29 protein-coding genes and 2 pseudogenes are annotated in these 19,920 nt (G+C 56.7%); 6 read left to right on the top strand and 25 right to left on the bottom strand.

The window, feature by feature from the left end; translation table 11 throughout:
* Window positions 1-5: 5 nt before the first annotated feature.
* From JFU47_RS27895 to JFU47_RS27850, 10 genes are all read right to left on the bottom strand, one after another.
* On the bottom strand, window positions 6-509 hold the full coding sequence (locus tag JFU47_RS27895) for a DnaT-like ssDNA-binding protein (protein ID WP_201187159.1): 504 nt from the start codon (window positions 507-509) through the stop codon (window positions 6-8).
* 61 nt (window positions 510-570) lie between these two features.
* Complete coding sequence (locus JFU47_RS27890) at window positions 571-1,143, bottom strand: hypothetical protein (protein ID WP_201187157.1); 573 nt, start codon at window positions 1,141-1,143, stop codon at window positions 571-573.
* A gap of 49 nt (window positions 1,144-1,192) precedes the next feature.
* A complete protein-coding gene (locus tag JFU47_RS27885) occupies window positions 1,193-2,140 on the bottom strand; it encodes a major capsid protein (protein ID WP_201187155.1) in 948 nt (315 codons plus the stop codon).
* Between the two features lie 11 nt (window positions 2,141-2,151).
* Window positions 2,152-2,868, bottom strand: a complete 717-nt coding sequence (locus JFU47_RS27880) for a hypothetical protein (RefSeq protein WP_201187153.1) — start codon at window positions 2,866-2,868, stop codon at window positions 2,152-2,154.
* Between the two features lie 92 nt (window positions 2,869-2,960).
* On the bottom strand, window positions 2,961-3,503 hold the full coding sequence (locus tag JFU47_RS27875) for a hypothetical protein (RefSeq protein ID WP_201187150.1): 543 nt from the start codon (window positions 3,501-3,503) through the stop codon (window positions 2,961-2,963).
* 63 nt (window positions 3,504-3,566) lie between these two features.
* The gene (locus JFU47_RS27870; RefSeq protein WP_201187148.1) at window positions 3,567-4,655 is read right to left on the bottom strand and encodes a minor capsid protein; all 1,089 of its coding nucleotides are present in this window, start codon (window positions 4,653-4,655) and stop codon (window positions 3,567-3,569) included.
* Window positions 4,630-6,087, bottom strand: a complete 1,458-nt coding sequence (locus tag JFU47_RS27865; protein ID WP_201187146.1) for a DUF4055 domain-containing protein — start codon at window positions 6,085-6,087, stop codon at window positions 4,630-4,632. The genes JFU47_RS27870 and JFU47_RS27865 overlap by 26 nt, the downstream gene beginning before the upstream one ends.
* Window positions 6,087-7,574 (bottom strand): terminase, encoded by a 1,488-nt coding sequence (locus JFU47_RS27860; protein ID WP_201187144.1) that lies wholly within the window; start codon window positions 7,572-7,574, stop codon window positions 6,087-6,089. Before JFU47_RS27860 ends, JFU47_RS27865 begins: the two co-directional genes overlap by 1 nt.
* Complete coding sequence (locus JFU47_RS27855) at window positions 7,525-8,259, bottom strand: GIY-YIG nuclease family protein (protein WP_201187142.1); 735 nt, start codon at window positions 8,257-8,259, stop codon at window positions 7,525-7,527. Before JFU47_RS27855 ends, JFU47_RS27860 begins: the two co-directional genes overlap by 50 nt.
* Window position 8,260: 1 nt before the next feature.
* Window positions 8,261-8,869 (bottom strand): hypothetical protein, encoded by a 609-nt coding sequence (locus JFU47_RS27850; protein WP_201187140.1) that lies wholly within the window; start codon window positions 8,867-8,869, stop codon window positions 8,261-8,263.
* 119 nt (window positions 8,870-8,988) lie between these two features.
* On the opposite strand from JFU47_RS27850, the gene JFU47_RS27845 reads away from it, so the two are divergent.
* Window positions 8,989-9,537 carry a hypothetical protein gene (locus tag JFU47_RS27845; RefSeq protein WP_201187132.1) on the top strand — a complete coding sequence of 183 codons (549 nt, stop codon included), beginning with the start codon at window positions 8,989-8,991 and terminating at the stop codon, window positions 9,535-9,537.
* Window positions 9,538-9,564: 27 nt separating this feature from the next.
* Here the strand turns inward: JFU47_RS27845 and JFU47_RS27840 are convergent, their stop codons facing one another.
* The 15 genes and pseudogenes from JFU47_RS27840 to JFU47_RS27770 form a co-directional block, all read right to left on the bottom strand.
* Window positions 9,565-10,038, bottom strand: coding sequence for a phospholipase D-like domain-containing protein (locus JFU47_RS27840; RefSeq protein WP_201187130.1), 474 nt, complete (start codon window positions 10,036-10,038; stop codon window positions 9,565-9,567).
* Window positions 10,039-10,137: 99 nt separating this feature from the next.
* The gene (locus JFU47_RS27835) at window positions 10,138-10,635 is read right to left on the bottom strand and encodes a DUF2514 family protein (RefSeq protein ID WP_201187128.1); all 498 of its coding nucleotides are present in this window, start codon (window positions 10,633-10,635) and stop codon (window positions 10,138-10,140) included.
* Complete coding sequence (locus JFU47_RS27830) at window positions 10,632-10,976, bottom strand: hypothetical protein (RefSeq protein ID WP_201187126.1); 345 nt, start codon at window positions 10,974-10,976, stop codon at window positions 10,632-10,634. Before JFU47_RS27830 ends, JFU47_RS27835 begins: the two co-directional genes overlap by 4 nt.
* Window positions 10,973-11,311: an MFS transporter gene (locus JFU47_RS27825; protein WP_201187124.1), complete on the bottom strand. Its 339-nt coding sequence runs from the start codon at window positions 11,309-11,311 to the stop codon at window positions 10,973-10,975. The genes JFU47_RS27830 and JFU47_RS27825 overlap by 4 nt, the downstream gene beginning before the upstream one ends.
* A gap of 199 nt (window positions 11,312-11,510) precedes the next feature.
* On the bottom strand, window positions 11,511-11,744 hold the full coding sequence (locus JFU47_RS27820; RefSeq protein ID WP_201187122.1) for a hypothetical protein: 234 nt from the start codon (window positions 11,742-11,744) through the stop codon (window positions 11,511-11,513).
* Window positions 11,745-11,843: 99 nt separating this feature from the next.
* The gene (locus JFU47_RS27815; protein WP_201187120.1) at window positions 11,844-12,098 is read right to left on the bottom strand and encodes a hypothetical protein; all 255 of its coding nucleotides are present in this window, start codon (window positions 12,096-12,098) and stop codon (window positions 11,844-11,846) included.
* Between the two features lie 382 nt (window positions 12,099-12,480).
* Window positions 12,481-12,672, bottom strand: a pseudogene (locus tag JFU47_RS33180) (hypothetical protein); the annotation flags it as partial.
* Between the two features lie 126 nt (window positions 12,673-12,798).
* Window positions 12,799-12,981 (bottom strand): hypothetical protein, encoded by a 183-nt coding sequence (locus JFU47_RS27805; RefSeq protein WP_201187116.1) that lies wholly within the window; start codon window positions 12,979-12,981, stop codon window positions 12,799-12,801.
* A gap of 152 nt (window positions 12,982-13,133) precedes the next feature.
* Complete coding sequence (locus JFU47_RS27800) at window positions 13,134-13,811, bottom strand: hypothetical protein (RefSeq protein WP_201187114.1); 678 nt, start codon at window positions 13,809-13,811, stop codon at window positions 13,134-13,136.
* Entirely contained in the window at window positions 13,808-14,383 is a 576-nt protein-coding gene (locus JFU47_RS27795; RefSeq protein WP_201187112.1) for a recombination protein NinG, read from the bottom strand. The genes JFU47_RS27800 and JFU47_RS27795 overlap by 4 nt, the downstream gene beginning before the upstream one ends.
* Window positions 14,380-14,850, bottom strand: a complete 471-nt coding sequence (locus JFU47_RS27790; RefSeq protein WP_201187110.1) for a hypothetical protein — start codon at window positions 14,848-14,850, stop codon at window positions 14,380-14,382. Before JFU47_RS27790 ends, JFU47_RS27795 begins: the two co-directional genes overlap by 4 nt.
* A gap of 91 nt (window positions 14,851-14,941) precedes the next feature.
* On the bottom strand, window positions 14,942-15,748 hold the full coding sequence (locus JFU47_RS27785; protein WP_201187108.1) for an ATP-binding protein: 807 nt from the start codon (window positions 15,746-15,748) through the stop codon (window positions 14,942-14,944).
* Window positions 15,738-16,601, bottom strand: coding sequence for a replication protein (locus JFU47_RS27780; RefSeq protein ID WP_201187106.1), 864 nt, complete (start codon window positions 16,599-16,601; stop codon window positions 15,738-15,740). Before JFU47_RS27780 ends, JFU47_RS27785 begins: the two co-directional genes overlap by 11 nt.
* 174 nt (window positions 16,602-16,775) lie before the next feature.
* A complete protein-coding gene (locus JFU47_RS27775; protein ID WP_201187104.1) occupies window positions 16,776-17,390 on the bottom strand; it encodes a hypothetical protein in 615 nt (204 codons plus the stop codon).
* Window positions 17,391-17,444: 54 nt separating this feature from the next.
* A complete protein-coding gene (locus JFU47_RS27770; protein ID WP_201187102.1) occupies window positions 17,445-17,624 on the bottom strand; it encodes a Cro/CI family transcriptional regulator in 180 nt (59 codons plus the stop codon).
* Between the two features lie 109 nt (window positions 17,625-17,733).
* Between JFU47_RS27770 and JFU47_RS27765 the strand changes: the two genes are divergently transcribed.
* The 5 genes and pseudogenes from JFU47_RS27765 (at window position 17,734) to JFU47_RS27755 (ending at window position 19,920) form a co-directional block, all read left to right on the top strand.
* Complete coding sequence (locus JFU47_RS27765) at window positions 17,734-18,387, top strand: LexA family protein (protein ID WP_201187099.1); 654 nt, start codon at window positions 17,734-17,736, stop codon at window positions 18,385-18,387.
* Window positions 18,388-18,389: 2 nt separating this feature from the next.
* Window positions 18,390-18,593 carry a hypothetical protein gene (locus JFU47_RS33175; RefSeq protein ID WP_242485168.1) on the top strand — a complete coding sequence of 68 codons (204 nt, stop codon included), beginning with the start codon at window positions 18,390-18,392 and terminating at the stop codon, window positions 18,591-18,593.
* Complete coding sequence (locus tag JFU47_RS27760) at window positions 18,565-18,900, top strand: hypothetical protein (protein ID WP_242485167.1); 336 nt, start codon at window positions 18,565-18,567, stop codon at window positions 18,898-18,900. Before JFU47_RS33175 ends, JFU47_RS27760 begins: the two co-directional genes overlap by 29 nt.
* Window positions 18,901-18,908: 8 nt before the next feature.
* Window positions 18,909-19,148, top strand: a pseudogene (locus JFU47_RS33170) (hypothetical protein).
* A gap of 61 nt (window positions 19,149-19,209) precedes the next feature.
* On the top strand, window positions 19,210-19,920 hold the full coding sequence (locus JFU47_RS27755; protein WP_201187097.1) for a hypothetical protein: 711 nt from the start codon (window positions 19,210-19,212) through the stop codon (window positions 19,918-19,920).

The raw sequence follows: 19,920 nt of genomic DNA, 5'->3' as shown, positions 1-19,920 counted from the left end.
TTGCACTACGCGCGGACAGCAAACAACCCGCGCTTGAGTAGATAGTCAGCAAACTGCGTTGCGCTCGGCCGATCCGGCGCCGCAGGCAACAGTCGGCCGCTGGTGTTGGAAATCGTCGCGTACTCGCGAGTTACCGCGCCTTCGACACGCTCCAGCGTCACAGCGCCTTTGCGCTTATCGATGGGGTCGATGTCGTCGGTATGAATCTCGGCGGCCAAAGCCATCTGGCCATACTGGATGCGCGCGGGCAGGTAGTTGTCGGGTTTGATCTGACAATCCAGTTCAACCCCTCGGCGCGGCCAGGCCAGAGCCTGATCACTGTCCGTCTTGCGCCCCTTCCATGTCATGCCATCCATCGCCAAGGCGGCCCGGCGAAGCAGCGCTTCTTGCGCAGCAACATCCGCAGGGATGGTCACGCCGAACTTGCCGGCGTACATGACCAGGTCCGCGGCGCTCGCGTAGCTTTCGGCGTTTGGCTTGCTGGTGCCGTCTTCGATGATGAGTGTCATGGATCAACTCGCTGGAATGAGTTTCAAAGATTGACCACCGCTGTACCGGTAGCCAGCAGTATCACGCCTTGGGCAGATCAACGACGAGCTTTTCCAAGGATTCTTTCGACGCATTGGCGCGGTACGTCACGCTGGCTGCATCGAGCGCAGCCTTCAGTGCTTCGACTTCCTTTCCTTCGCCAGCCTTCAGCACTTCGAGTTCGCCGCGCAGCTTCTCGTTTTCCGTTGCAAGGTCGTCCCGCGCACCGACCAGATCGACCATTTGCAGGCGAATGCCGTCGAACGTATGGAACAAGCGGATTGCGAGCTCACCGGCTTCCGGCTTTTCAATCTCGCCAGCATCAAGCCCATCAATAACAGCGCGGACCGTATCGCTTTCGGCGCGTAGCTTGCCGATCAGCTCTTCAAGTTCAGCCTGGCTATTACCAGCACCCGCAACCAGCACAAGGCGTTGCTCGACTTCCTTCAGCGTCACTTCGACGCCGACATTCTCGTAGGCATCAACTACGTTTGGCCAGTCACCAACCACAACAACACCGGTCACACCCACTTCTGGTCGTTCGAAGTGCTCTGGGTTGCGATAGCGCTTTTCCGGATCAAAGCCGGAGCTTTGGGTGGAATAGATGAGTTCCATGAATATCTCCAGGGCGACCATTGCAGGCCGCCCGCGATGAGTGAGCCGATTAAGGTGCGGACAGATCGATCAAGACGCCGGCCGTGACCTTGTCGCTGGTCGCGTACTTGGACCAGTTGGCACCGGCACCAATAGCTGCCAGGTTGGGGTTGATACCACCAGTCGAGTCCTTCCAGCTGTAGCCGAGCAGGTCCATGTTGAAGGTGCCTTCGGCGCGGAACCCCATCGCCAAGTTTTCCTGGTTGTCGATGTTGTAGGAACGGAAGCCCGGGGCCTGAGACTCGGTGATCTTCACTGCACCGGCCTGCAACCCGAAAATGGTCTCGGCCGGGATGGTGTCGGACACCAAAACCGGTTTACCCATCGTGCCCGGCTGACCGCCGTAGATGACCACACCTGCTTCTTCATAGACCTTCTCAGTGATGGCCTGGTCGACCATGTCGAAGTAGGTCGCCGAGTCCATGGTCCACAGCGCGATGCGGCCGAAGCGGTCACCGAACTTGCGCATGCCTTTGGTCAGAGCCTTCTTGCCGTCGGTGGCGAAGCTGGCTGTGGCGACCATGTTGGCGTTCGCGCCGATGGAAGCCTTCAGGGCGGCCATGGCGTATTGGATGTAGCCCTCGAGTACCGCGTCGGCATAGTCCTGGCCGACCAGCTCGGAAAACTCTTCCGGCGAGCGCGCGCGGCGCTTGAACGCCTCTTCGGTGGTTTCGTAAGGACCGTATTTGAACGGCACCTTCACGCCGACCATCTCGCCGGAACCGATCTTCTGGCCGGCAATGGTGGCAACCGAATTCACATCACGGTGAGCGATCGAGCCGCCGAGCTTGTAGAAAGCGCGCTTGCGCAGGTCGCCCTCGATCAGCTCATTGTCGAGGATGATGGCGCCATTGGACGAACCATTGAAGATGTCCATTACGTCCTGGATGCGCTCCAGGTAAGCGGTTTGGGCAAGATCGTTATAAACGATCATGTCCGAGTTGACGGTAGTCGCCATGGGTTACTCCATTATTTAGGCAATTTCAGGTACGCGTCCTGGCCGTTGGCAGTGATGAACTCACGCTTAGCCACGGACGTCATTTCAGAGCGTTTCAAAGCGGCCCCACCGCCATTCCCAGCACCCCCGGCCCCGCCGCCAGATGCTTTGCTGCCCGCGATCAACGGCGCGAACGCCGTGTTGTTTGCAAATTCTGCTTTCAGCTCGTCCAGCGTGGATGCGGAGAGCTTGCCCTGCTTATCGAGCACGACCACAACGGGCTTCCCGTCACGCTGCTCGACACTCAGGCGGCGCTCAATGTGGGGCAGTAAGGCTTCTGCGCTGCCTGGAATTGCCAGGGCAGACGCGATATCAGTAGCGGTACGGCCAACAGTCAGATCCCGGATCTGAGTGCTCAGCGTTCCACGCTCCTGTTCCAGCATGCCGTTCAGCTCAGCTTCGCGACGGGTGAATTTTTCAGTCCAGGAACGTTCGAGCTCTTCGACGTTGCCGGACTTGCGAGCAGCTTCTTCGCGCTCCAGTCGAGCCTGATCCTCGGCATCCTTGCGGGCCTTCTCTGCGGCTTTCTTCTCGCCGAGCAGTTCTTCAACCTTCGACTTCAGGCCCGAGACATCCTCGGGCTGTGGCAGACCTTCAATGCCGAGTACGAACTTGCCGTCCTTCTCGGTGTATAGAGCGCGCACGGCTTCGTCGACACCATCCAGGCTGTCCAGTTGGAATTTCAGCATTTGTTGTCTCCCAGAGACGTTGGCGCAGGCCCTGCCTGCGGACATAAAAAAACCCCAGTTTTCACCGGGGTTGATAGATAAGAAAGGGGGGATCAGCTTATCGGCTGTACAAAATTCTTGTCTGGCTCGTAGAAGTCGAACGTTGTTTCGACCAACAAGGCGTCAGCGTGATGAAGCAAGTCAATGCCATCGTATTTTTCGGTTTCCTGCTGCAGCTCAAACAGGTCAAAGGTCTTCATTTCTTTGTAGGCAATATGCGTATTTAGCTGTTTGGTGTCAGAGTTCGAAAGCCAATATGACTTGCCATCAATTTTAAAGAGAATGTCGGTCACGAAAGCTGGATGCCTTGAAAGGCAAAGCACGTTCACATGCATATAGCCGTAGCGGCTATATACCGTAACCTCTAAATCTTCCTCGTTCTCCTCTTCTTGTTTGTTATAGAAGTAGATAGTGGTCCCCACCGCAGCGAGCGCCCCCGCACCAGAAACCCAGCCGCCCAACGCAGAAAACATTGGAATAAATACATCCTTGAACTCAACACCGTTCATCGTGGCACCAGTAGCTGCGCCCGCGCCAAAACCTAAAACAGCGGCTATTGATGCCAGCATTACGCAAATCAACGGCCAGTAGTTCATGCCGAATGCCCTTATTCATCCCATTTTGAGGACGGCAAATTAGCATGAGTCAATTTGTTGCAGCTATCGAACTCCTGCCCGCTCGAAGGCCAAAGGCTCCAAAGCCTTCATTTCAACGAGCGTCAGTGGCTTGAAATTTCGATCAAGCTGCAGCTCGGAGAACCGTTCGATACTCAAACCGCCTTCACGGAACAGCTTGGCGCGGACCGGTCCGATTGCTCTGTCTTGAAACGCTGCCGACTGCTGCTTGAGCCAGTCGTAATAGCTAAGGTCTGCCCTCACCTGCTGAGCGCCGCCTTCGCCGACGGATGCCCGTGTGGCGTCCTTGCCGAATAAAGCGCTGAAGCGGGTAACCGCCACCACAGTCGAGCGGCAGTTGATGTGGATCGGCGGCCTCGGCCCCTCGGTCAGTTTGAAGCGTTGTTTGTCGAGCGACCGGCACTGACTGGTCGTCTTCGTATCTAGGGTGCTGACCCACTCCACCGCCTGCACGACATCGGAGTTCTCTTTCAGCGTCTCCATGCGCGCTTGGGTGGCAACGTGCTGCACCGCCGTCCGGACCACTGCACCTGCGTTCCGGTTGGTCGTGGCCAGGATGCCGTCGTTGTACTTGAGCGCCTTGGTCCCGCGGATGTTCTTGATGATCTGGAAGTTCGTCTGACCTTCGAAGAAGCCCTGTCGGATCGCGCCAGTGAGGCGTTGTCGCTCGGTGGTGGTGAAGCCATCAATGAACGTCTTGAGCAGCTTGCCGCCGTCTGCACCGCGTACGCTGAGCGGGTTGGTGAGGATGGCCGCCCTGATTGCAGCAGCACCAGGCACCGCAGCATCAAACGAGACGCCCACCGGCGCCGCCCTGGTCAGACTGGTCGCTTCGAACTCGGCCTCGTAATTGGCGATGTCGATCAGGTCGAGGTTCAGCTTGTCGCTGTAGCGGTTGAAGATGCCCAGCAGCAGGCTATCTACTTCACTCAGCAGCCGCTCCAGCCGAGCAACGGTGTAATCCGTCAGGTCGGTCCTCGTCAGCCGCTCTCGAATCGAACGGTCAATCTCCTTGAGGAAAGGTCCGAACTTGGCGACCTCCCCTGACTTCAACTGCTCGAGGAAAACGGCGTGGCGAATCGTGGCATCAAGGATCGTTTGGTTTGCCGCCATTCGGGATTACCTCGTCGTCCAGATTAGGCCCAGGGTTCTCAGTTTCCAGTTCGTCACGGATCTGGTCGTCGGTCTTCTCTGGATCGATAACCCCACGATCGCGCAGGTACTGCCAGAAATCACCCGCCGGCAGCTTGCCGCCCTGCACTGCGTTGAACAGTGCGGAAAGGATCGTTGCGTCCAGGGTGATCTGGCTGAAGTCCTGATTGAGTTTGTAGAGAGTTTCGCCGGGAGCGTTCACGAACTCAGCCATCCAGACCAGACACTGGCTGTAGGCCTCGCTGACGTTGCTGACCACCAATGACAGGACGCTGTGTTCGGCGGCGCTGTCGTTGTCGGCCTGGGTCGCGGTCTTCACCGCGCTACCGCGCTCGATTAGACGGGCGCCGAGCGACACCATGTCCTCTTTCTTGGCGTCCATGGCCTCTTTGACGAGGGTGTTCGGCTCAGGCTGAGCAAAGCCACATGATCCATTGGCCGGGAGCGTCAGCGGAGCCCGCGAGCCGACATAGATGCCATTCGCTTCCAGGTGGTCGCGCCACGCCTCATCGAGGCCGGAAATCCAGAACTGAGGCTGTCCGGAGAACCAGACCGAATCCTCATAGTCCGCGCTGTTGCAGTAATGGCCGATGTTGAGCACGGCCATGTCGTACAGCGGCGAATCATCAATGCTGGTGTCATTGTTCTCGCTGCCGAGGAACTGAAACGGGATCAGCTTCCACGGGTGACCGAGGCCATTCAACGGAGTGAAAGGCGCAACGACCATCGTTGTTTCGCTGCTGCTTTCTTCCCAGACTTCCTGCGTGTAGATGCCGGCCTCATCGAGGCGAAGCACCCTGTATTGCACAACCTTTTCACTGCCGAAGCCGTCATCTGTATCTTTGTCAGCCTCTTCGCGCAGGACAACCAGGCTCAGCAGATGCTGACCGCCGACCTTGCGAGTTTTCCAGTTTCTGATGGCTTCGGCCGGGTAGCTGGCAACGCTCGCCCGAGCACGTCCGGCTTGTTCATCTGCCTTGCTCACAGTCCCGGCTTCAACGGCGGCGTAATCCACCAGCAGACCGTGACGGCCGACTTCAAGCAGATGCCCGATGACCGACTGCGACTGTTGGTAAACGCTTACGCCCTGCCCGTCGATGTCCTTCGACACGTAGTCGAGGGCGCCGGGGACAGTGAGCGTTGGCCAGGTGCGAAACACCGCACCCACCAGGCTGTGTTTAGTTCGCCCAGTTGCGTTGTAGAACACGGCACGTTGCTTGTAGCCCTTGTAGCGGTCCCTGTTCTCGACGCTGGTGTCATGTTCGTTTGGCTTCGGCAGATAAACATCGCCGCGGGCCTTGACCGTTTCGGAGCCTTTGCACACGTCGCGCACCAGCCGCCAACGGGACTGTGCCGCGTCATACTCCGGGCGGGTGTAGGTGACGTCTGCCATTAGCGCGCAAATCCCATTTTGATTGATTTGACCGGCTTCCTTGCGCTCTTGGCGACAGCGAAGTACCGGAATCCGTCGGAGCCGTGAGACGTCCAGTCGTGAAGCGGTTTGTCTTTCCAGCAGCCGCGCTTGTCGTCCCACTCTTTGCGGTAGTTCTCAAGGCAGGCGATCCCTTCCTCGCACTTGGATTCATCAAAGGCGCACTTGGGCAGGATCTCGCGAGCCTGTTCAATGCCGTCGTTGATGCCGAGCTTGGGAACGACCTGGAACGTCATGCAGTACTTCTGTCCGTCGATCTCGTAGCCCTCACGGGCCAGTTCGCGGCGGGTCTTTGCATCGCTGCCGAACTCTCGGTTATCGATGTCGTGCGGCCCCCAGTGCTCTGAATACGTGTAGCCACGATCCTTCAGCACCTTCATGTAGTGGCGCAGACCTTCGCCCGAGTTCTCGTAGTAATCGATGATGTGATATTCCTCGCCGACCTGACGCACGAACCAGATGGCCGTGGAGTCGCCGACGCCGATATCCCAGAAAGTCATCACCGGCAAATGGCTGTTGTTCGGCAGCACACCCACGCGCTGACTGGCGTAAAGCTTGGTGAACTGCTGGGCGTAGTAAGCGCCCTCGATCGACTGCTGGAAGGCTTCGGCCGGCAGGGACGGGTATTCCCGCTTCATGTCGTCGCCGAGCGTCTTCTCCTTGGCGGCGTACCAGGCACGCTGGCCGTCGTTCGTGACAATACCGTGCTTGGCGTGCAGCTCGCTGAAGTAATCGGTCAGGCGCTGCGGGATGACCACGTCAGTGGGGTCAAGCGAGTAGGCCTTGTTCTTCCACCAACTGAAAAAGAAGAATTTCCAGTCCAGCAGCCCCAAGGACACGCCAGCCAGTTGTTGGCGCTCAGCACTCTGCGAGTAATCGAAGAAGTAGCCGGCCCGGCCTTCTGCCGTTGATTCAATCGTGACGAAACAGTCGGTGGCCACGGCCTCGAAGGCGCCGGTAACGATCTCGCGAGCCTTGTGGGGAAACTTGGCGCAGATCTTCCCGAACTCGGACACGTGCAAGTAACGCAGCGTGCCGCCCCGGAAGGACGTGGACACGTAGAGCGAGCCGCCTTTGCTAAACACCAGCTCACCGGCAGCGTCGTTGCTTGCCGGGTTAGCGGCGCGGATCTCGGCCGGCAGGTTGTCATAGGCATACTTCACCTTCTCCCGGAACAGGCGCTTGGCGTCATTCAGGGTGTGAGCGATCAGCGCGCACTTGGCCGACTCGAACAGCGCCGCGTCCAACTGGATGATGCAGCACTCAGTAGTGAAGCCGAGCTGCCGAGCCTTCAGGATGATGTTCCGGGTGTGCATCCCGTCGAAGTATTCGATCTGCTCGTCCGTCATCCGGAAGCGGACCTTCTTGCCCTGCTTGTCCGTGATGAAGTAGAGCGAATTAAGCCGGAATCTCTTGTCTTTCAGTAGTTTCAGGTGTTCGGGTTTCATCGGCGGCCCTTGAGCATTCGCGCTCTAACATTCTCCGTGACCTGCCGGTGCGCTTCTCAATCTCTCGATAGCTCATGCCTTGGGCGCGCATCTCAAGCCACGCAGGAAGCTCGTCAGCGATAAAGGCTGTTCTGGTAGCGACCGAACTGGCGATGCCTGCCCATGAAGGCTCCCGACCTGTCAGCGCCCTGCTAATGTTCTCTCTCGTTGAATCCTTGACCGCCGGCATCTTCCTGCCGGTCAGGATTATCGAATGCTCAGCCCTTTGCTCGTCCGTCCAAGCTCTTGGCTTTTTGGTGCCAGAGGCGACAGCCGCAAGCAAGGCCGCAGATCGACGCGCTCTCTCATCAATGCCCTGTACGCGACCAGTATTGGCTATCCGTGCGCAGTGAACTGAATCGCTGACGTCTGCGCTGTTGAGGCAAACGCCTTCGGCGCGCCAGATATGGAACTGTTCTCGCGGGAGCAGCATATTCAGGTCTTCGACGGTCTCGACAACAGAGAATGACAGCGCATACTCGCCGTACTTGTTGAAGCACCGCTGCAACCGCTTCGAGTGGTGCTTTCCTGCTCGCAGATGATGCAAATGCTCAAGCCTGCGCTGATTCGGCCTGCGGGAAGTCGAGCCGACATAGCGCTTACCATTTCCAGCGCACTCAATGACGTAGATCGCTCCGGGCTTCATGTCAGGCTTCCTTCGATAGATCATCCATCAGTTTCGATAGCTCGTCGGCGTCGTTGCCGCCAGTCTTGGTGTCGAGGTCGTAGGCTTGGCGCTCCAGGGAGATCAGAGTCTTCAGTGTCTCAGCCATCTCCTTCATCGTCTTGGAGCGGCCCGGCAGATCAATAATCTTCTGGTACAGGTCGTTTCGCTTGTCCTGCCCGTTGTCGTCTTCGGAGCGCATGAGCTCGCCGAGTTCTTCGAACAGGTGGCGGTTGTCCGTCAGTCCTTCGAGCTCGTCCAGCAGCTTGTTGGTCAATCGACGGCCGCGTGAGATGTCGCCGCGGTGAGCCATGCGGATGTTCGCAATGACCTCGGCATTGACCTCGATGATCTCTCTTTCGGTATCCGCTAATTTGGTGGATACCGCAGTGGATACCGTGCGTTTGGATACCAGTGCATCTGCCTTGGCCTGGATCTTCGCCTTGAGGTTTCGCTCCCAGCCATCCCGCTTGGCGCGCTTGTTGATGGCGCCGTGAGTAATGCCTTGTGTCGATGCGATCTCTCGGATGGAAAGCAATCCAGCCCGGTAGGCGCGTTCGATTGCCTCCCAGTCGGGTTGCTTGGTTGTCATAGGTTGTTCTCATATTGCCAAAGATGGGATTCAAATGATGGCCGATTGCCGGTATCGGCGCGCTCTCGCATACTCTCATCCTGATTGGATGAATGTGCCGCTCCCCCCAAGGAATAATCATGAGAAAACCCCTGGCCGATTTCGAATACGTGAGAGAGCTGCTCCAAGAGTTTTTCAGCCGACGCACCCTTAGATCTGCCTTTAAGGTTATCGCTGACCAAGAGATCACTGGATGGGAAATCTGGTTTCAAGTCGAGTTCGCGAGGTTCCTTTCGGAACATGATTCCCAGCCGGAATGGGAACGCGAATTTCCTCTCGAATTCGATTACCGAATGGAGAAGCTTCGTTACTTTTTCAAGCCTGACTTCATCATCAGAAAAAAACACTGGCCGTTAGATCGCTATCTTGCCCTTGAAATCAAGCAACACCAGCAACTTGGAAACTGCATCTCCAACATGATTGCGGACTTGACGAAGGTAGCCAAAATAAGAAAATCCGAGCTTGACCTTCGCTCTTATTGGGCTTTAGGAGTTTTTCATACCGATGAAGAGGCAGATGTGCCTGAGATGATCGAATCAAAGTTGTGCGACAGTGGACTGCCGTATTACGAATCACGTACAGCAATCAGCATTATTCCTGGTACGGCTTTCAGTTATGCACTCTTCTGAAATCCTTAATGCCATGACTGGGTACGGTCAGTTCCTGAATTGCGGCGACTCTAGAGTGGATAGTCGTTTGAGATACAGCGCGAATTGCGTATGTGCATCGTCACCGATATCACCCTGCACCTGATACGAAAGCTCTTCGTTTTTCCATAAGCCTCCCGAAGTGATATTCGCGGAACCTAGAATTGCAGAATACGAATCGGCCTTCTCACCATAGTAAAATTTCGTATGTAGATAGATCGGCCTCACCACATTGAAATGCTTTAGCCCAGCCACATCGGCCAATCGATCGACACAAGCAGGCTCAGTATGCTCATGGTTGGTGTAGACCGAAATTTTTGCGCCTCGACTGACGGCGCGATCAATGTCCTTCAACAAAGGCGACAAGCCACAAGCCTTCATCCACCCAGAGCAAATCACAATCTGATCAGACATAGACAGCAATGCCCGTAACTCAAACAGATGTGATTGAGTGTCTTTTTTCATATTGGTAATTAGACGCAAGAGGCATGCTCGGCAGTGGCTTGGCCGGCGATATTACGCTCCTCACCACTCAGAGATATGTCGCGACACAATTTACTGATTCGCGAAACGTGTCGCGGACTAATTGCTCTTCTGTGCGGCCGAGTAAGCCGCCTCACACGCAAAGCCAGCTATTCGGCTTCGGTCAAGCGCTGCTGCCAGGCTTCCCGCTCGCTCGTCAGCGCTTCTACGCAGGTCGGCGAGCAGAACGGTAAGGTCGGCTCTTGCCTTGCTTCCGCTGGCAACCTCGGCAGTACAGGACTTTCGCCCGGCAAGCAGGTCGGTGATTTGCTGCTGCAAGCTGCGAGCCCGGCCATCAGCAATAGCAACGGCAGCCGTAACGTGTTCAGTCTTGGCTTTCGCATCGTCGGAGACTCGGTTGATGTCATCAGTGATTTGGCGTTGTAGGCGCAGCGTGTTGCCGAGCGACGTCACCCGAGCGTTGGCGGTGTCGCGCTCGGTTGCTACGAGTGCGCGATCAGCATTCACGCTATCCAGCCGCCAGGAGAGGTAGCTGATGGATGCCAGCGCCAACAGGACGACCCACAACCACATCGGGACCATCCGAAGAAGAGTCATGGGATCTTTCTCTCTGATGCCTTGCTGACCCTATCGCAGCCCATGCAGTGTTCGCAGTTCAGCGTTCGGCAGAGCCAGGCTTTAACCGGCTGCCAGAACGTGACCATGAAGATGTGGCGGGCACCGGCCAGAGCCAGGGACACATGCAGCGTTAGGCCGGCCGAGGTCGGACCGAAGAAAATGTTCTGACTGCGTGCCATAACGACAAAACCACTGATGGCGATCGTCGAATAGATCAGCTTGCCCAAGATGCCATCCCGCACCTTGCCGCTCAGTACGCACCAGGTCGCCCATAGCGAAATCAGACCGCAAGCGATCGAGTTGATAAGTTCAAGGTTCATGGTGGATTGCCTCCCCCGAACCGCTGGCGAATGAGAGCCCAGAGGTCAGCGGCTTTGATGGCGCGGTTGATGGCTGCCAGGAGCGAGCCACCGAACGTGCCCAGCAGGAAGCCAATCCCGGCGACGATTTTCGGCTCTGTCACACCCAGGTAGGTGCTGACCATGCTCGTCAGGTACAGCGAGCAGGCAACACCCGTGATGAGAAACACAAGCCAGGCACGCCAGTCCGCCAGATCGTCCTTGTGCCACCAACTGGCAACGACGGCGCCGACCAACCCAGCGATCAGCAATTCAAACCTGTCGATCTTGTCGAGCAGGCGCTGCAAATACTCCATGCGCTCGACTCCGTTGGCATGACTTGATTTGAATCAGCGCCAGCAGCACTCCCAGCTCAGAGCGATGGGTGTGGTGGAGCCGAAAACGAAAAGGCCTCGATCAATGTCGAGGCCATGATTCGGGCAACAAAAAACCCGAACTTGGCGGGTTTAAAGGAAACCCCGCACTTGGCGGGGCTCGTGAAAACTTATCGAATTATCAGCTCAGCGAGTCAAGCAGGTCATGGCCCGCCCATGTCATTCGAAAATACCCCGCATCAAACACGAGGTAACGACTATCAGCCAGCAGCCTAACGGCATAGTCCCAGTCTTCCTGCGAGCAGCCATTGTTACTGTGAAGTGCTTCCAGGTTGAATTTTTCAATCCCGTCAGGCTTTGAATACGTTTGAACGGCATAGAGGACGCTCCTTGCCGTTTGAATATTTCTCTTCATGTAGCCCGACCTGAAAATTCATTAATGAAGGGCAAGCATATACCGAGCGAGCACAAAAAAGCCCGACTCGATTGCCGGGCTTCTTGAATCGGCCAACACTTAAAATCTAGAAATACGGATCTCGATGTGAGATTCCTTGATTTCAGCGTACACGCGTGAGGCTTTATACAGCTCGCACAAACCCAGTGTCAGACCTTTACAAATGAGTGCTGCTCGAGCTGGATGCTCGTCTCCAAGCGAAATGTTTGTCTCGTAAGGTTCGCTTTTTGAGCGATCCTCAGCGAAGTGTCTTGTGGCTTGATCCTCGACATAGTCGATAATTTTGATGATTTCTATCTGCGTTGCTTGATCCATATCTCTCTTCCATTTTTTGAAAGTAACGGAGGATGAATCAAGTGTTCTTGAAACGCAAAAGCTACTGGGGATGCTGCGGCCGTGAATAGGTGCGCGTGTCTGTCCAGGCCTGTCCGCCAAAGACCTTCTCAGCGTCGACGCCCTACTCGCAGATTCAGTCTCACGCCATCCTGTAAGCGTTGGTGTGCAGGATGTGCGGGCTACAGGTGAATTCGAGCGTAAAAAAGCCCGCGCTGTGCGGGCATTTGGAATGATTCTAACTTGTTCAAGCGCCTGATTCAGGGTCGCTCGCAGGCATGCCGCGAGGCTCCTTATCATCTTCGCCCTGATCGTTCATCTGTGGGTCGGCGTCCGGATCATCGACGCGACCGCTTTTTCCAGCTTCTGGATGCTCACTCGACACCGAGTTGTTGGCATCCACGTCTGTCATATCTTCATCAACAGACGCTTCGTCGTCCGGAGGCAGCGGAACCTCAGGTTGTTTCCCCTTAGGATCATGGCCTGTTTCGTTATCAGTGCCGCCCGTTACGCCCTGCTGAGATTTGTTTCCAGGGGCATTCTCGTCAATGTCCATGCTGGCTCTCCGTTCTGATGCGCGGGAAGTCCGTGCTTGTACATAAGAGATGCCAAAGCAATTGCAAGTGCCGAACATTTGACGAACGGCGGGCACAAAAAACCCGGCGCGAGGGCCGGGCTTTTTCTAGAAGAATTTTGGCTTGTCGTCGATCGGCTGAGGATTTTCTTGTTTTGATTCGAAAAACTCTGCCGCTTCCCACGCCTCCTGCTCTGATTTGTATGGCCCTCCGAGCCTTTGCTGGCCAACGAGGACATACCACTTGTTCTTTTCCGCTCCCGTGCCTGGCTTGATTGTGTACTTGCTCAAATTTCACCTCCACCTATTTAAGAAGGCGAAAGATAGCATTCGGGATCAACAAAAAACCCGGCGCGATGGCCGGGCTCAGGTATTCGTGTGCGTGTTGCGTGAATTGCGCACTATGGAGAAAGTACGCGCAAATCCCCGTCATGTCAATGTGTTTATGCTGCCTCGTCGTCTTTTTCCGCGTGAATAACCTGCCACACCGGCTGTTGTGCCTGAATATCCACTTCCGCAATCACTTCTTTCAGGGATTCCCACAGGTCGAGCCAGTCACGCGTCCAGTTCTTCGGATCGATTGTCACGCCGAAGAACTCCTTCATCTCGGCGGCGACCCGGGCAGGCCCCCACTCAGCCGCCCCGCTCACCTGAGCCTTGTATGACTGCAGTGCCAGAGTGACCAGGTAGTGCGCCTTCACGCGCTTGGCCGATGTCAGGTCGGGCAGCTCTGCTTTCGACGCCACCAGCAGCACTGCATTCATGACGTGCTGCATGGTCATCATCGGGTGATACAGAAAGTGCCCGAACTGCTGCACCTGGAACGGCAGCGTGTCGATAGCGCGCAAGACCTTGCCGATGGTGGCTAGGTGCGCGGCGCGGGCCGTAGATCGGCCAATTGGCGTGCGACGCGTCTCGCTGATGCTGATCTTCTGCCGAACGATCTGGATGCGTTCTTCCTTGTCATCGCCCAGGGCGGCAAATACAGCCTCATGGCGCCGCATTCGATTACCGGCCTTCACTGGGGCCGACTCCGCCTTGTCGATAGCCACAGCGCTGATCGACGCGTTCGATTCGTGCTGCGACTCAGTCCATACCTGTCTTGCGTTGATCAGCTTCATGCTGCTTCCCTCTTCAGTTCTTTGATCTTCGCCTGGTAATCGGCCTTGATGGTTTTCAGGTCTTCAATGGTGTAGCGCTTCGGGTCGTGTGGCCCCTCCAGCCAATCCACCTTGTCGGCGCCGATGCGCCTCACCAGCTCAATGCGGTAATTCACGATGTCGCCGGACTTATGCGTGTTGCAGGGCGAGCATTGGCGGTGACAGTTCAGTGGCTCGAAACGCAGCGCCGGGTTGCTCCCTACCGTCCGGTAGTGCCCGGCGTCGTACTTGCCCTGGTGGTGCCGGTTGCAGCTGATGCACGGCAGCGCCGCGTCACGCTCACGGACCCAGGCGTTGAAAGCGGTCTGAGCCTCTTTCATGTACTGCCCCTTCGGCTTGATCCGTTCCTTGGCTGCGCGGATTTCTTTGCGCCCGAGTTCGGCCAGCGACTTGCGCGCCTTCTCCCGGTTCACGTCCTTGATGGCGAGTCCGCACTTGGGACTGCACACGGCCTGGCCCAGGCGCTGAGGTGGGAAGCTCACGCCGCACGCCGGGTTCTTGCAGGTTTTCGGCTTGGGTTGTTTGGCGATCATGCAGCCTCCTTGCTGAGCAAATCGGTGAACACCACGCCTTGGCCGGTGAAGAAAGCGGCGATGCGGTCGGTGTACTGGACGCCCTGGGCGCGGTTGAACAGGCTGGTCACCGGGAAGCCGTCAGGGCCGAACAGCTTGCACTCACCCATCATGGCCAGCTTCTCCTCGTAGGGCAGATGGCGCATAACCCGGTACCACGCTGCCTGGAACCCTGAGTCCTCGTTCAGCAGGATCTGCACACCGAAGTGCAGCTTGCAGTAGCGCCGAGCGTCGGCCGCATCGCCGATCTGGGTCATCTCGGAAATGCGCTTGTACATCCCGAACCACAGTGAGTTCTGATCGAGCGTGCGGTCCTTGCCTGGGCGAAGGGAAACCACGACGAACTTCTTGTCGCGGTACATGGTGGTCAGGCTAGTGATGGCCTCGGTGAGCTTGGCCTGGCAGTTGACACTGATCTTGTCGGTCATGCCGTCACCGCCATTGTGATCAGGACGCAGAACACGCCGATGGCGAAACCGGCAAAGGTGCAGGCCAGTGTGTTTGCGGATTTAGGAATCATCAGAAACCCTCCTTGCCGCGCTGAGATTCCCACTCGAACGGAATGACAATCACCCCGCCCTCACGCAGACGATCCGCACAGCGCTCACCGATGGCGGCAGGCAGTGCCTTGGCGTCGAGGTTGGAAACTATCACCGTCGGGCGCTGTTCCTCGTATCGGCCGTTGATGATTGCGAACAGCGTGGTGAGCTCGAAGTCGCTCGGCTTTTCCTTGCTGACACCGATCTCATCGAGGATGAGCAGCGATGGGCTGATGAGGCTCGACAGGATCTGGCTCTCGCTCTGCTCGCTGGTTCGGTCGTAGGTGGCGCGGATTGCTTGCAAGACCGAGCCGACAGTGCGGTACACGGCGGTAGCGCTCGACCTGGCCATAATCTCGTTCGCGATCGCCACGGACAGGTGAGTTTTGCCAGTGCCCGGCTTGCCCAGTAGCAACAGACAACGGCCCGACTCGGCGATCTGCGAGAACTCGGCGGCGTACCGGCGGCAGGTGTTCAGCGCTTTCTGCTGCTCAGCTGTGGTGGCCGCGTAGCCTTCGAAGGTTTTGCCGGCGAAGCGCTTCGGGATCAGCGCCGAGCCAAGCTTGCGCTCCATGGCCATGCGGAGCATCAGCGCCTTACTCTGGCGCTCGGACTCATCCGTCGCTTCCTGGGCAATGCGGGAACACTCGGGGCAACCGGTCTTTAGCTCGCGGCCGATGACCGAGAAAATCTTCTGCTCGAACTCACCGTGGGTTTCGCAATCCGCGGGCTGGATGCGAGTTCCTGGCGGAAGCTCGGGGGTCGGTTGTACTGGTTCAGAACGCATAACTACCGTCCTCCCGCTGGATCAGTCCGTCGGTGTAGTTGCGGTCAGCGAAGCCAGTGTGACGGGACTGAGCGACCGGTACCGGGGCCGACTCGGCCATGCGCTTGATCACCCAGGACGCCTTGAATCCCTGCCACCCAGAAGTCAGGGCTTCGGTGATTGCGTCGGCAGCGGTTATCCCGGCTTCGGCGCACTTGACCAGTTCAGCGTTGACGGTCGACCAGACAGTGGCGGTGACGGCGGCGCGCTTGGCCTTGCGTTGGGTCAGCCAATCGGCCAGCAGTTGCTCAGGGACGTTGTGCGGGTTGTCGGCCAGCAGCTGGGCCATGCCGAACGGAGCCTTGCGATCAGGCTTCGGTTGTTCCGGTTGCTCTTGGGGCGGATTAATCTCTTCCGAAGGAAGAGTTAATAGGGGTTCTTTCTTTGTATAAAGAAGGCAAGTTGCCGTTTTGGTCTCACTCGCATCAGGTCTCAGTGAGACGATTTTGGCTGAGTGAGACGTTTTGGTCTCAGTGAGATTGACTGGTTTTTCCTCGTAGAAGGACCACTCGCGAATAGGGGAAATCCCGATATCACCTCGGCTTCCCCCTACACGGAAAATGATTCGACGCTCAAGGAGATGACTGATCGCTTTCGACGTGACGTCTCGGCGCATGTTGGTCTGCTTGCCGATATCGTCGGCGGTCAGGCGCTTGGTTTCGAGTTGATAGCCGATGGTCTGCCGTGCAATGGCCATGAGAACGCGCAATTCGCGCGCTGGCAGGTCAACCGTAGCCAAAGCCTCCATCAGGCTGTTGTCCATACGGGTGAATCCCCTGCTGCTGTTCAGCTGGATGATGTTGTCGGGGGTCATTGCTTGACTCCCTGAGAACGAGATTTGAGGCGCGACACGATTTGCAAATTATTAAAACGTGTCGCGACATTGTTCGGGGTATTGCTTGAATTGGGTTGGCTCTGCATAATCGGCCTCATCGAGTGGTAATGAATCAGCCGGGGCGCAATCCCGGCTTTTTTTTGTGCCCGGGATTCAGGCGATTTTCAGTTTCGGTCGGTGTTTGTCGAGCAGCTCCTCGGCCTTTCGGCCCAACTCCCCTGCCCGCGCTTCAACCTGACGGCATTGCTTGGCGAACGCCGGCAGCTGCGGCAAATCCGCCTCGCACATCACCTGGTCGTCAAAGACGTCACTACCGGTATCGATCACGTCGCCTAGGGCGCGGATCAGCGCACCAAAGCTTTTGTTCGCGCATTGGTCGCTAGTCATCTGTCGGGCGCCGATCAGTCCGTGGCGGCCGGCCAGTTCGTTGATGCAGTGATCGCGGAATTCAGGCCCCAACGCATTCACCCACGACTCTTCAAGCCAGGACGGCATGTCTTGATCGCCGGACAACCAACGCTGAACGCGCTTCAGCCAGCGGCCAGTAGCCTTCACGAACTCACCAACATCGTTCTGCTCGGTCAATGCACCGAAGTCCGGCACCTCTTTGGCTGTAGCCTTCTCTGGGCATGCCGAGTGCAGCTCGCGACTCAGCGTTTGGGCGAAATCGTCCTGACTCAGGCTGGTACGGGCGATCTGGTTTGCCGCGTGCGCAACAAGCACCTGGTCACGGGTTTGCGCGCTGTGTCTTGGACTGGACGTTTCCATGAGGACTGCTCTCTTTTAATCTGGCTTCGATGGATCGGTGGGCAGGGATGTCGCTTAGGCGGCCTGGTCTTTCTTCACAGCCTTGAATTTGCCCTTGGAAAGAACCTGAATCTGGTACTGCCTAGATTCAGGAATTGTTTCCCCCCACATGGTCACGGCACTTGGGCGAATACCCAGAGCCAGTGCCAGCTTTGTCTTGCTGCCGAAGAATTCGGCGACTTCATGCGTGTTCATTGCGCATCCTCGTTCGAGCTTTGCGTAATTTCAGCATGCTTAAGTTATTGCGTCAACGACGATTTCCGCCTACTGCATGCTTAAATTCAGTTAACTTAATATTGGGCCCATGGAAAGACATGAACGTATTGCCCGAGCCATCGCGCTCAGTGGGAAAAAGAAGGGCGAAATTGCTTCGCTTTGCGGCGTTGCAAACTCTGCCGTAACCCAATGGATTACCGGCGAGAGCAAAAGCCTCAGGCCGGAGAACCTATATGCGCTTGCAAAGGCAACCGGGTTTCGTGCTGAGTGGCTGGCCATCGGTGAGGGTGCCGAGGTAGAGAAAGCTGACTCAAACGTCGGCGAATCCCGCCAGCCTGTGGAATCCTACCGCTACCCGGTGATCAGTTGGGTCGCCGCTGGCGCCTGGGCTGAGGCTGTCGAGCCCTACCCTGCCGGCTTCTCAGATCGATACGAATTTTCCGAATACGATTCAAAGGGTCCGGCATTCTGGCTTGAGGTCAAAGGCGACTCGATGACCTCGCCTGCCGGGCAAAGCATTACCGAAGGCACACTGATCTTGGTTGACACTGAAGCCGAGGCCGCAGCTGGAAAGCTGGTAATCGCCAAACTGCCAGACAGCAACGAAGCCACGTTCAAGAAACTCGTCAATGATGGCGGCAAGCTGTTTCTGAAGCCGTTGAACCCTGGGTACCCGATTGAACCGTTTGACGAGCAATGCCGGATCGTGGGCGTCGTCGTGCGGGCACTGCAGAAGTTCTGACAATGCCAAAGAAGCGTGCGGCAGACCCAGCTACAGCAACCGCTGCAGACATTGAAAGATATATCCAGGCCCTGAACAAAATGGCTGAGCGCCTTTGGGGAGATGGTCGAGAGACCGAGGCGAAAGCCCTCCTTGATGCCTTGGATTCCCTAAATCGGGCGCTGGATCGGATCAGGATTGGCGAAAGTCGTAAGACTCTTCATTGAAGACCGCCATGGACTCATTGAAAAGCCTAAAGCGGCCAGAATGTGTGAGGCAAAGATGACACTCACCAAGCCCAACCAAGACCTGCGCATCGAACTGAAGGAGATAGCGTTCGGCCTTGAGCAAGCCGCAAGCGAAGTGCTCAGCATCACCAAGGACTGCAGAGATGTCGAGGTGACAGCCGTTCTGAAACTGATTGCGAAGCTATATGAGGATGCAGATCGGCTTGCGGCGCTTGCGGACGAGGTGAAGATAGGAAAGATTGTTTACGATCCAGAGATGAATAGGTGGCCTGGCGGGGATATTTAGGAGGGGATATGGGACTCAACAAGCCCGAGCAAGACCTAAAGCGCGACCTCCAAGGTGTCGCCTCTGATTTGAAGTGATCGGCTGTTGAGCTGATGCGAGTCGCCGAGCGGCTGAGCCAGGCTGGGAACGAGGCAGATGCCCAGGCAGTGCTGAGGATGTGCGCCGTGTTCCACGCCGATGAGGATCGGCTGACTGCTTACGCTGATGAGGTGAAGGCGGAAAGGATTGTTCGGGGAAAGGCTGAGTGAATGGCAGGGCGACGACGAATGCCTATAGTGATTGAAATGGACGCGTGACTATAATCAAGACATGAAAGAGTTAACGCTTTACCTCGACGACCTTACCCCCGGCCAGCTTTCCATGAAGCGGCTTGCGGATTACTTGCGCGCCCTGGCTGCGCTCTATGGCTGCGAGGAATCTGTCCATTTTGATCGGGTGGACACCGGGTCAGCCCAGCTTAAGTCCTTTGTCGAGGAGAAAGCCTACCCCTTGATAATGAATCAAGTACGGGAGGTATCTGGCGGACTTGGGAAAAAATCAGCTGTCGCAGCCTACAAAACCCTTTCGGGATATATGGCCATTGACGGTACGGGCGCATCAATCAGATCTGAAGGGGCTCAGATCTTCCAGTTCCCACGCGTTAAATTGGAAGAACCCCCACTTAGAATTATTAAGCCGTCCAGCATCCAGGGGCGACTGTATAGCGTTGGGGGAAAAGATGAGACGGTTCCGGTTAGGATTGAGGGGGCTGACAACGAAAGTCTTCTATGCGAGGCGGACGTAGCTGTTGCAGAGCGACTTGCTCAGCTTCTTTTCAAGCCCGTTCGACTGCATGGTGATGGCGAATGGGTGCGCTCCGATGACGGTTCATGGAAGCTGGTAAAGCTGAAAATCAGCACCTTCACCAAATTGGAAGATATCGGCTTCAAGGAAGCTATAGCCCGGCTTAAGGCCGCGGGAGGAGTTGACTGGAACGATATGTCTGGCGCCCATTCCGGTATTTTGGAAACTAGGGGTTAA

It is taken from the genome of Pseudomonas sp. TH39(2020), assembly GCF_016650715.1.
Lineage (GTDB): Bacteria > Pseudomonadota > Gammaproteobacteria > Pseudomonadales > Pseudomonadaceae > Aquipseudomonas > Aquipseudomonas mandelii_C.
The sequence above is the reverse complement of the archived record's forward strand: the minus strand, read 5'-3'. Positions and strand labels throughout refer to the sequence as shown.

What these genes read in the sequence shown, in the direction of transcription:
- JFU47_RS27890 (WP_201187157.1), bottom strand. Translation starts at nt 1,143, where the DNA reads ATGGAACTCATCTATTCCACCCAAAGCTCCGGCTTTGATCCGGAAAAG.
- JFU47_RS27830 (WP_201187126.1), bottom strand. Translation starts at nt 10,976, where the DNA reads ATGAACCTTGAACTTATCAACTCGATCGCTTGCGGTCTGATTTCGCTA.
- JFU47_RS27775 (WP_201187104.1), bottom strand. Translation starts at nt 17,390, where the DNA reads ATGGAAACGTCCAGTCCAAGACACAGCGCGCAAACCCGTGACCAGGTG.
- JFU47_RS27765 (WP_201187099.1), top strand. Translation starts at nt 17,734, where the DNA reads ATGGAAAGACATGAACGTATTGCCCGAGCCATCGCGCTCAGTGGGAAA.
- JFU47_RS27855 (WP_201187142.1), bottom strand. Translation starts at nt 8,259, where the DNA reads ATGAAGCCCGGAGCGATCTACGTCATTGAGTGCGCTGGAAATGGTAAG.
- JFU47_RS27800 (WP_201187114.1), bottom strand. Translation starts at nt 13,811, where the DNA reads ATGAAGCTGATCAACGCAAGACAGGTATGGACTGAGTCGCAGCACGAA.
- JFU47_RS27820 (WP_201187122.1), bottom strand. Translation starts at nt 11,744, where the DNA reads ATGAAGAGAAATATTCAAACGGCAAGGAGCGTCCTCTATGCCGTTCAA.
- JFU47_RS27770 (WP_201187102.1), bottom strand. Translation starts at nt 17,624, where the DNA reads ATGAACACGCATGAAGTCGCCGAATTCTTCGGCAGCAAGACAAAGCTG.
- JFU47_RS33175 (WP_242485168.1), top strand. Translation starts at nt 18,390, where the DNA reads ATGCCAAAGAAGCGTGCGGCAGACCCAGCTACAGCAACCGCTGCAGAC.
- JFU47_RS27865 (WP_201187146.1), bottom strand. Translation starts at nt 6,087, where the DNA reads ATGGCAGACGTCACCTACACCCGCCCGGAGTATGACGCGGCACAGTCC.
- JFU47_RS27880 (WP_201187153.1), bottom strand. Translation starts at nt 2,868, where the DNA reads ATGCTGAAATTCCAACTGGACAGCCTGGATGGTGTCGACGAAGCCGTG.
- JFU47_RS27870 (WP_201187148.1), bottom strand. Translation starts at nt 4,655, where the DNA reads ATGGCGGCAAACCAAACGATCCTTGATGCCACGATTCGCCACGCCGTT.
- JFU47_RS27885 (WP_201187155.1), bottom strand. Translation starts at nt 2,140, where the DNA reads ATGGCGACTACCGTCAACTCGGACATGATCGTTTATAACGATCTTGCC.
- JFU47_RS27755 (WP_201187097.1), top strand. Translation starts at nt 19,210, where the DNA reads ATGAAAGAGTTAACGCTTTACCTCGACGACCTTACCCCCGGCCAGCTT.
- JFU47_RS27895 (WP_201187159.1), bottom strand. Translation starts at nt 509, where the DNA reads ATGACACTCATCATCGAAGACGGCACCAGCAAGCCAAACGCCGAAAGC.
- JFU47_RS27860 (WP_201187144.1), bottom strand. Translation starts at nt 7,574, where the DNA reads ATGAAACCCGAACACCTGAAACTACTGAAAGACAAGAGATTCCGGCTT.
- JFU47_RS27815 (WP_201187120.1), bottom strand. Translation starts at nt 12,098, where the DNA reads ATGGATCAAGCAACGCAGATAGAAATCATCAAAATTATCGACTATGTC.
- JFU47_RS27850 (WP_201187140.1), bottom strand. Translation starts at nt 8,869, where the DNA reads ATGACAACCAAGCAACCCGACTGGGAGGCAATCGAACGCGCCTACCGG.
- JFU47_RS27875 (WP_201187150.1), bottom strand. Translation starts at nt 3,503, where the DNA reads ATGAACTACTGGCCGTTGATTTGCGTAATGCTGGCATCAATAGCCGCT.
- JFU47_RS27795 (WP_201187112.1), bottom strand. Translation starts at nt 14,383, where the DNA reads ATGATCGCCAAACAACCCAAGCCGAAAACCTGCAAGAACCCGGCGTGC.
- JFU47_RS27845 (WP_201187132.1), top strand. Translation starts at nt 8,989, where the DNA reads ATGAGAAAACCCCTGGCCGATTTCGAATACGTGAGAGAGCTGCTCCAA.
- JFU47_RS27790 (WP_201187110.1), bottom strand. Translation starts at nt 14,850, where the DNA reads ATGACCGACAAGATCAGTGTCAACTGCCAGGCCAAGCTCACCGAGGCC.
- JFU47_RS27785 (WP_201187108.1), bottom strand. Translation starts at nt 15,748, where the DNA reads ATGCGTTCTGAACCAGTACAACCGACCCCCGAGCTTCCGCCAGGAACT.
- JFU47_RS27780 (WP_201187106.1), bottom strand. Translation starts at nt 16,601, where the DNA reads ATGACCCCCGACAACATCATCCAGCTGAACAGCAGCAGGGGATTCACC.
- JFU47_RS27835 (WP_201187128.1), bottom strand. Translation starts at nt 10,635, where the DNA reads ATGACTCTTCTTCGGATGGTCCCGATGTGGTTGTGGGTCGTCCTGTTG.
- JFU47_RS27825 (WP_201187124.1), bottom strand. Translation starts at nt 11,311, where the DNA reads ATGGAGTATTTGCAGCGCCTGCTCGACAAGATCGACAGGTTTGAATTG.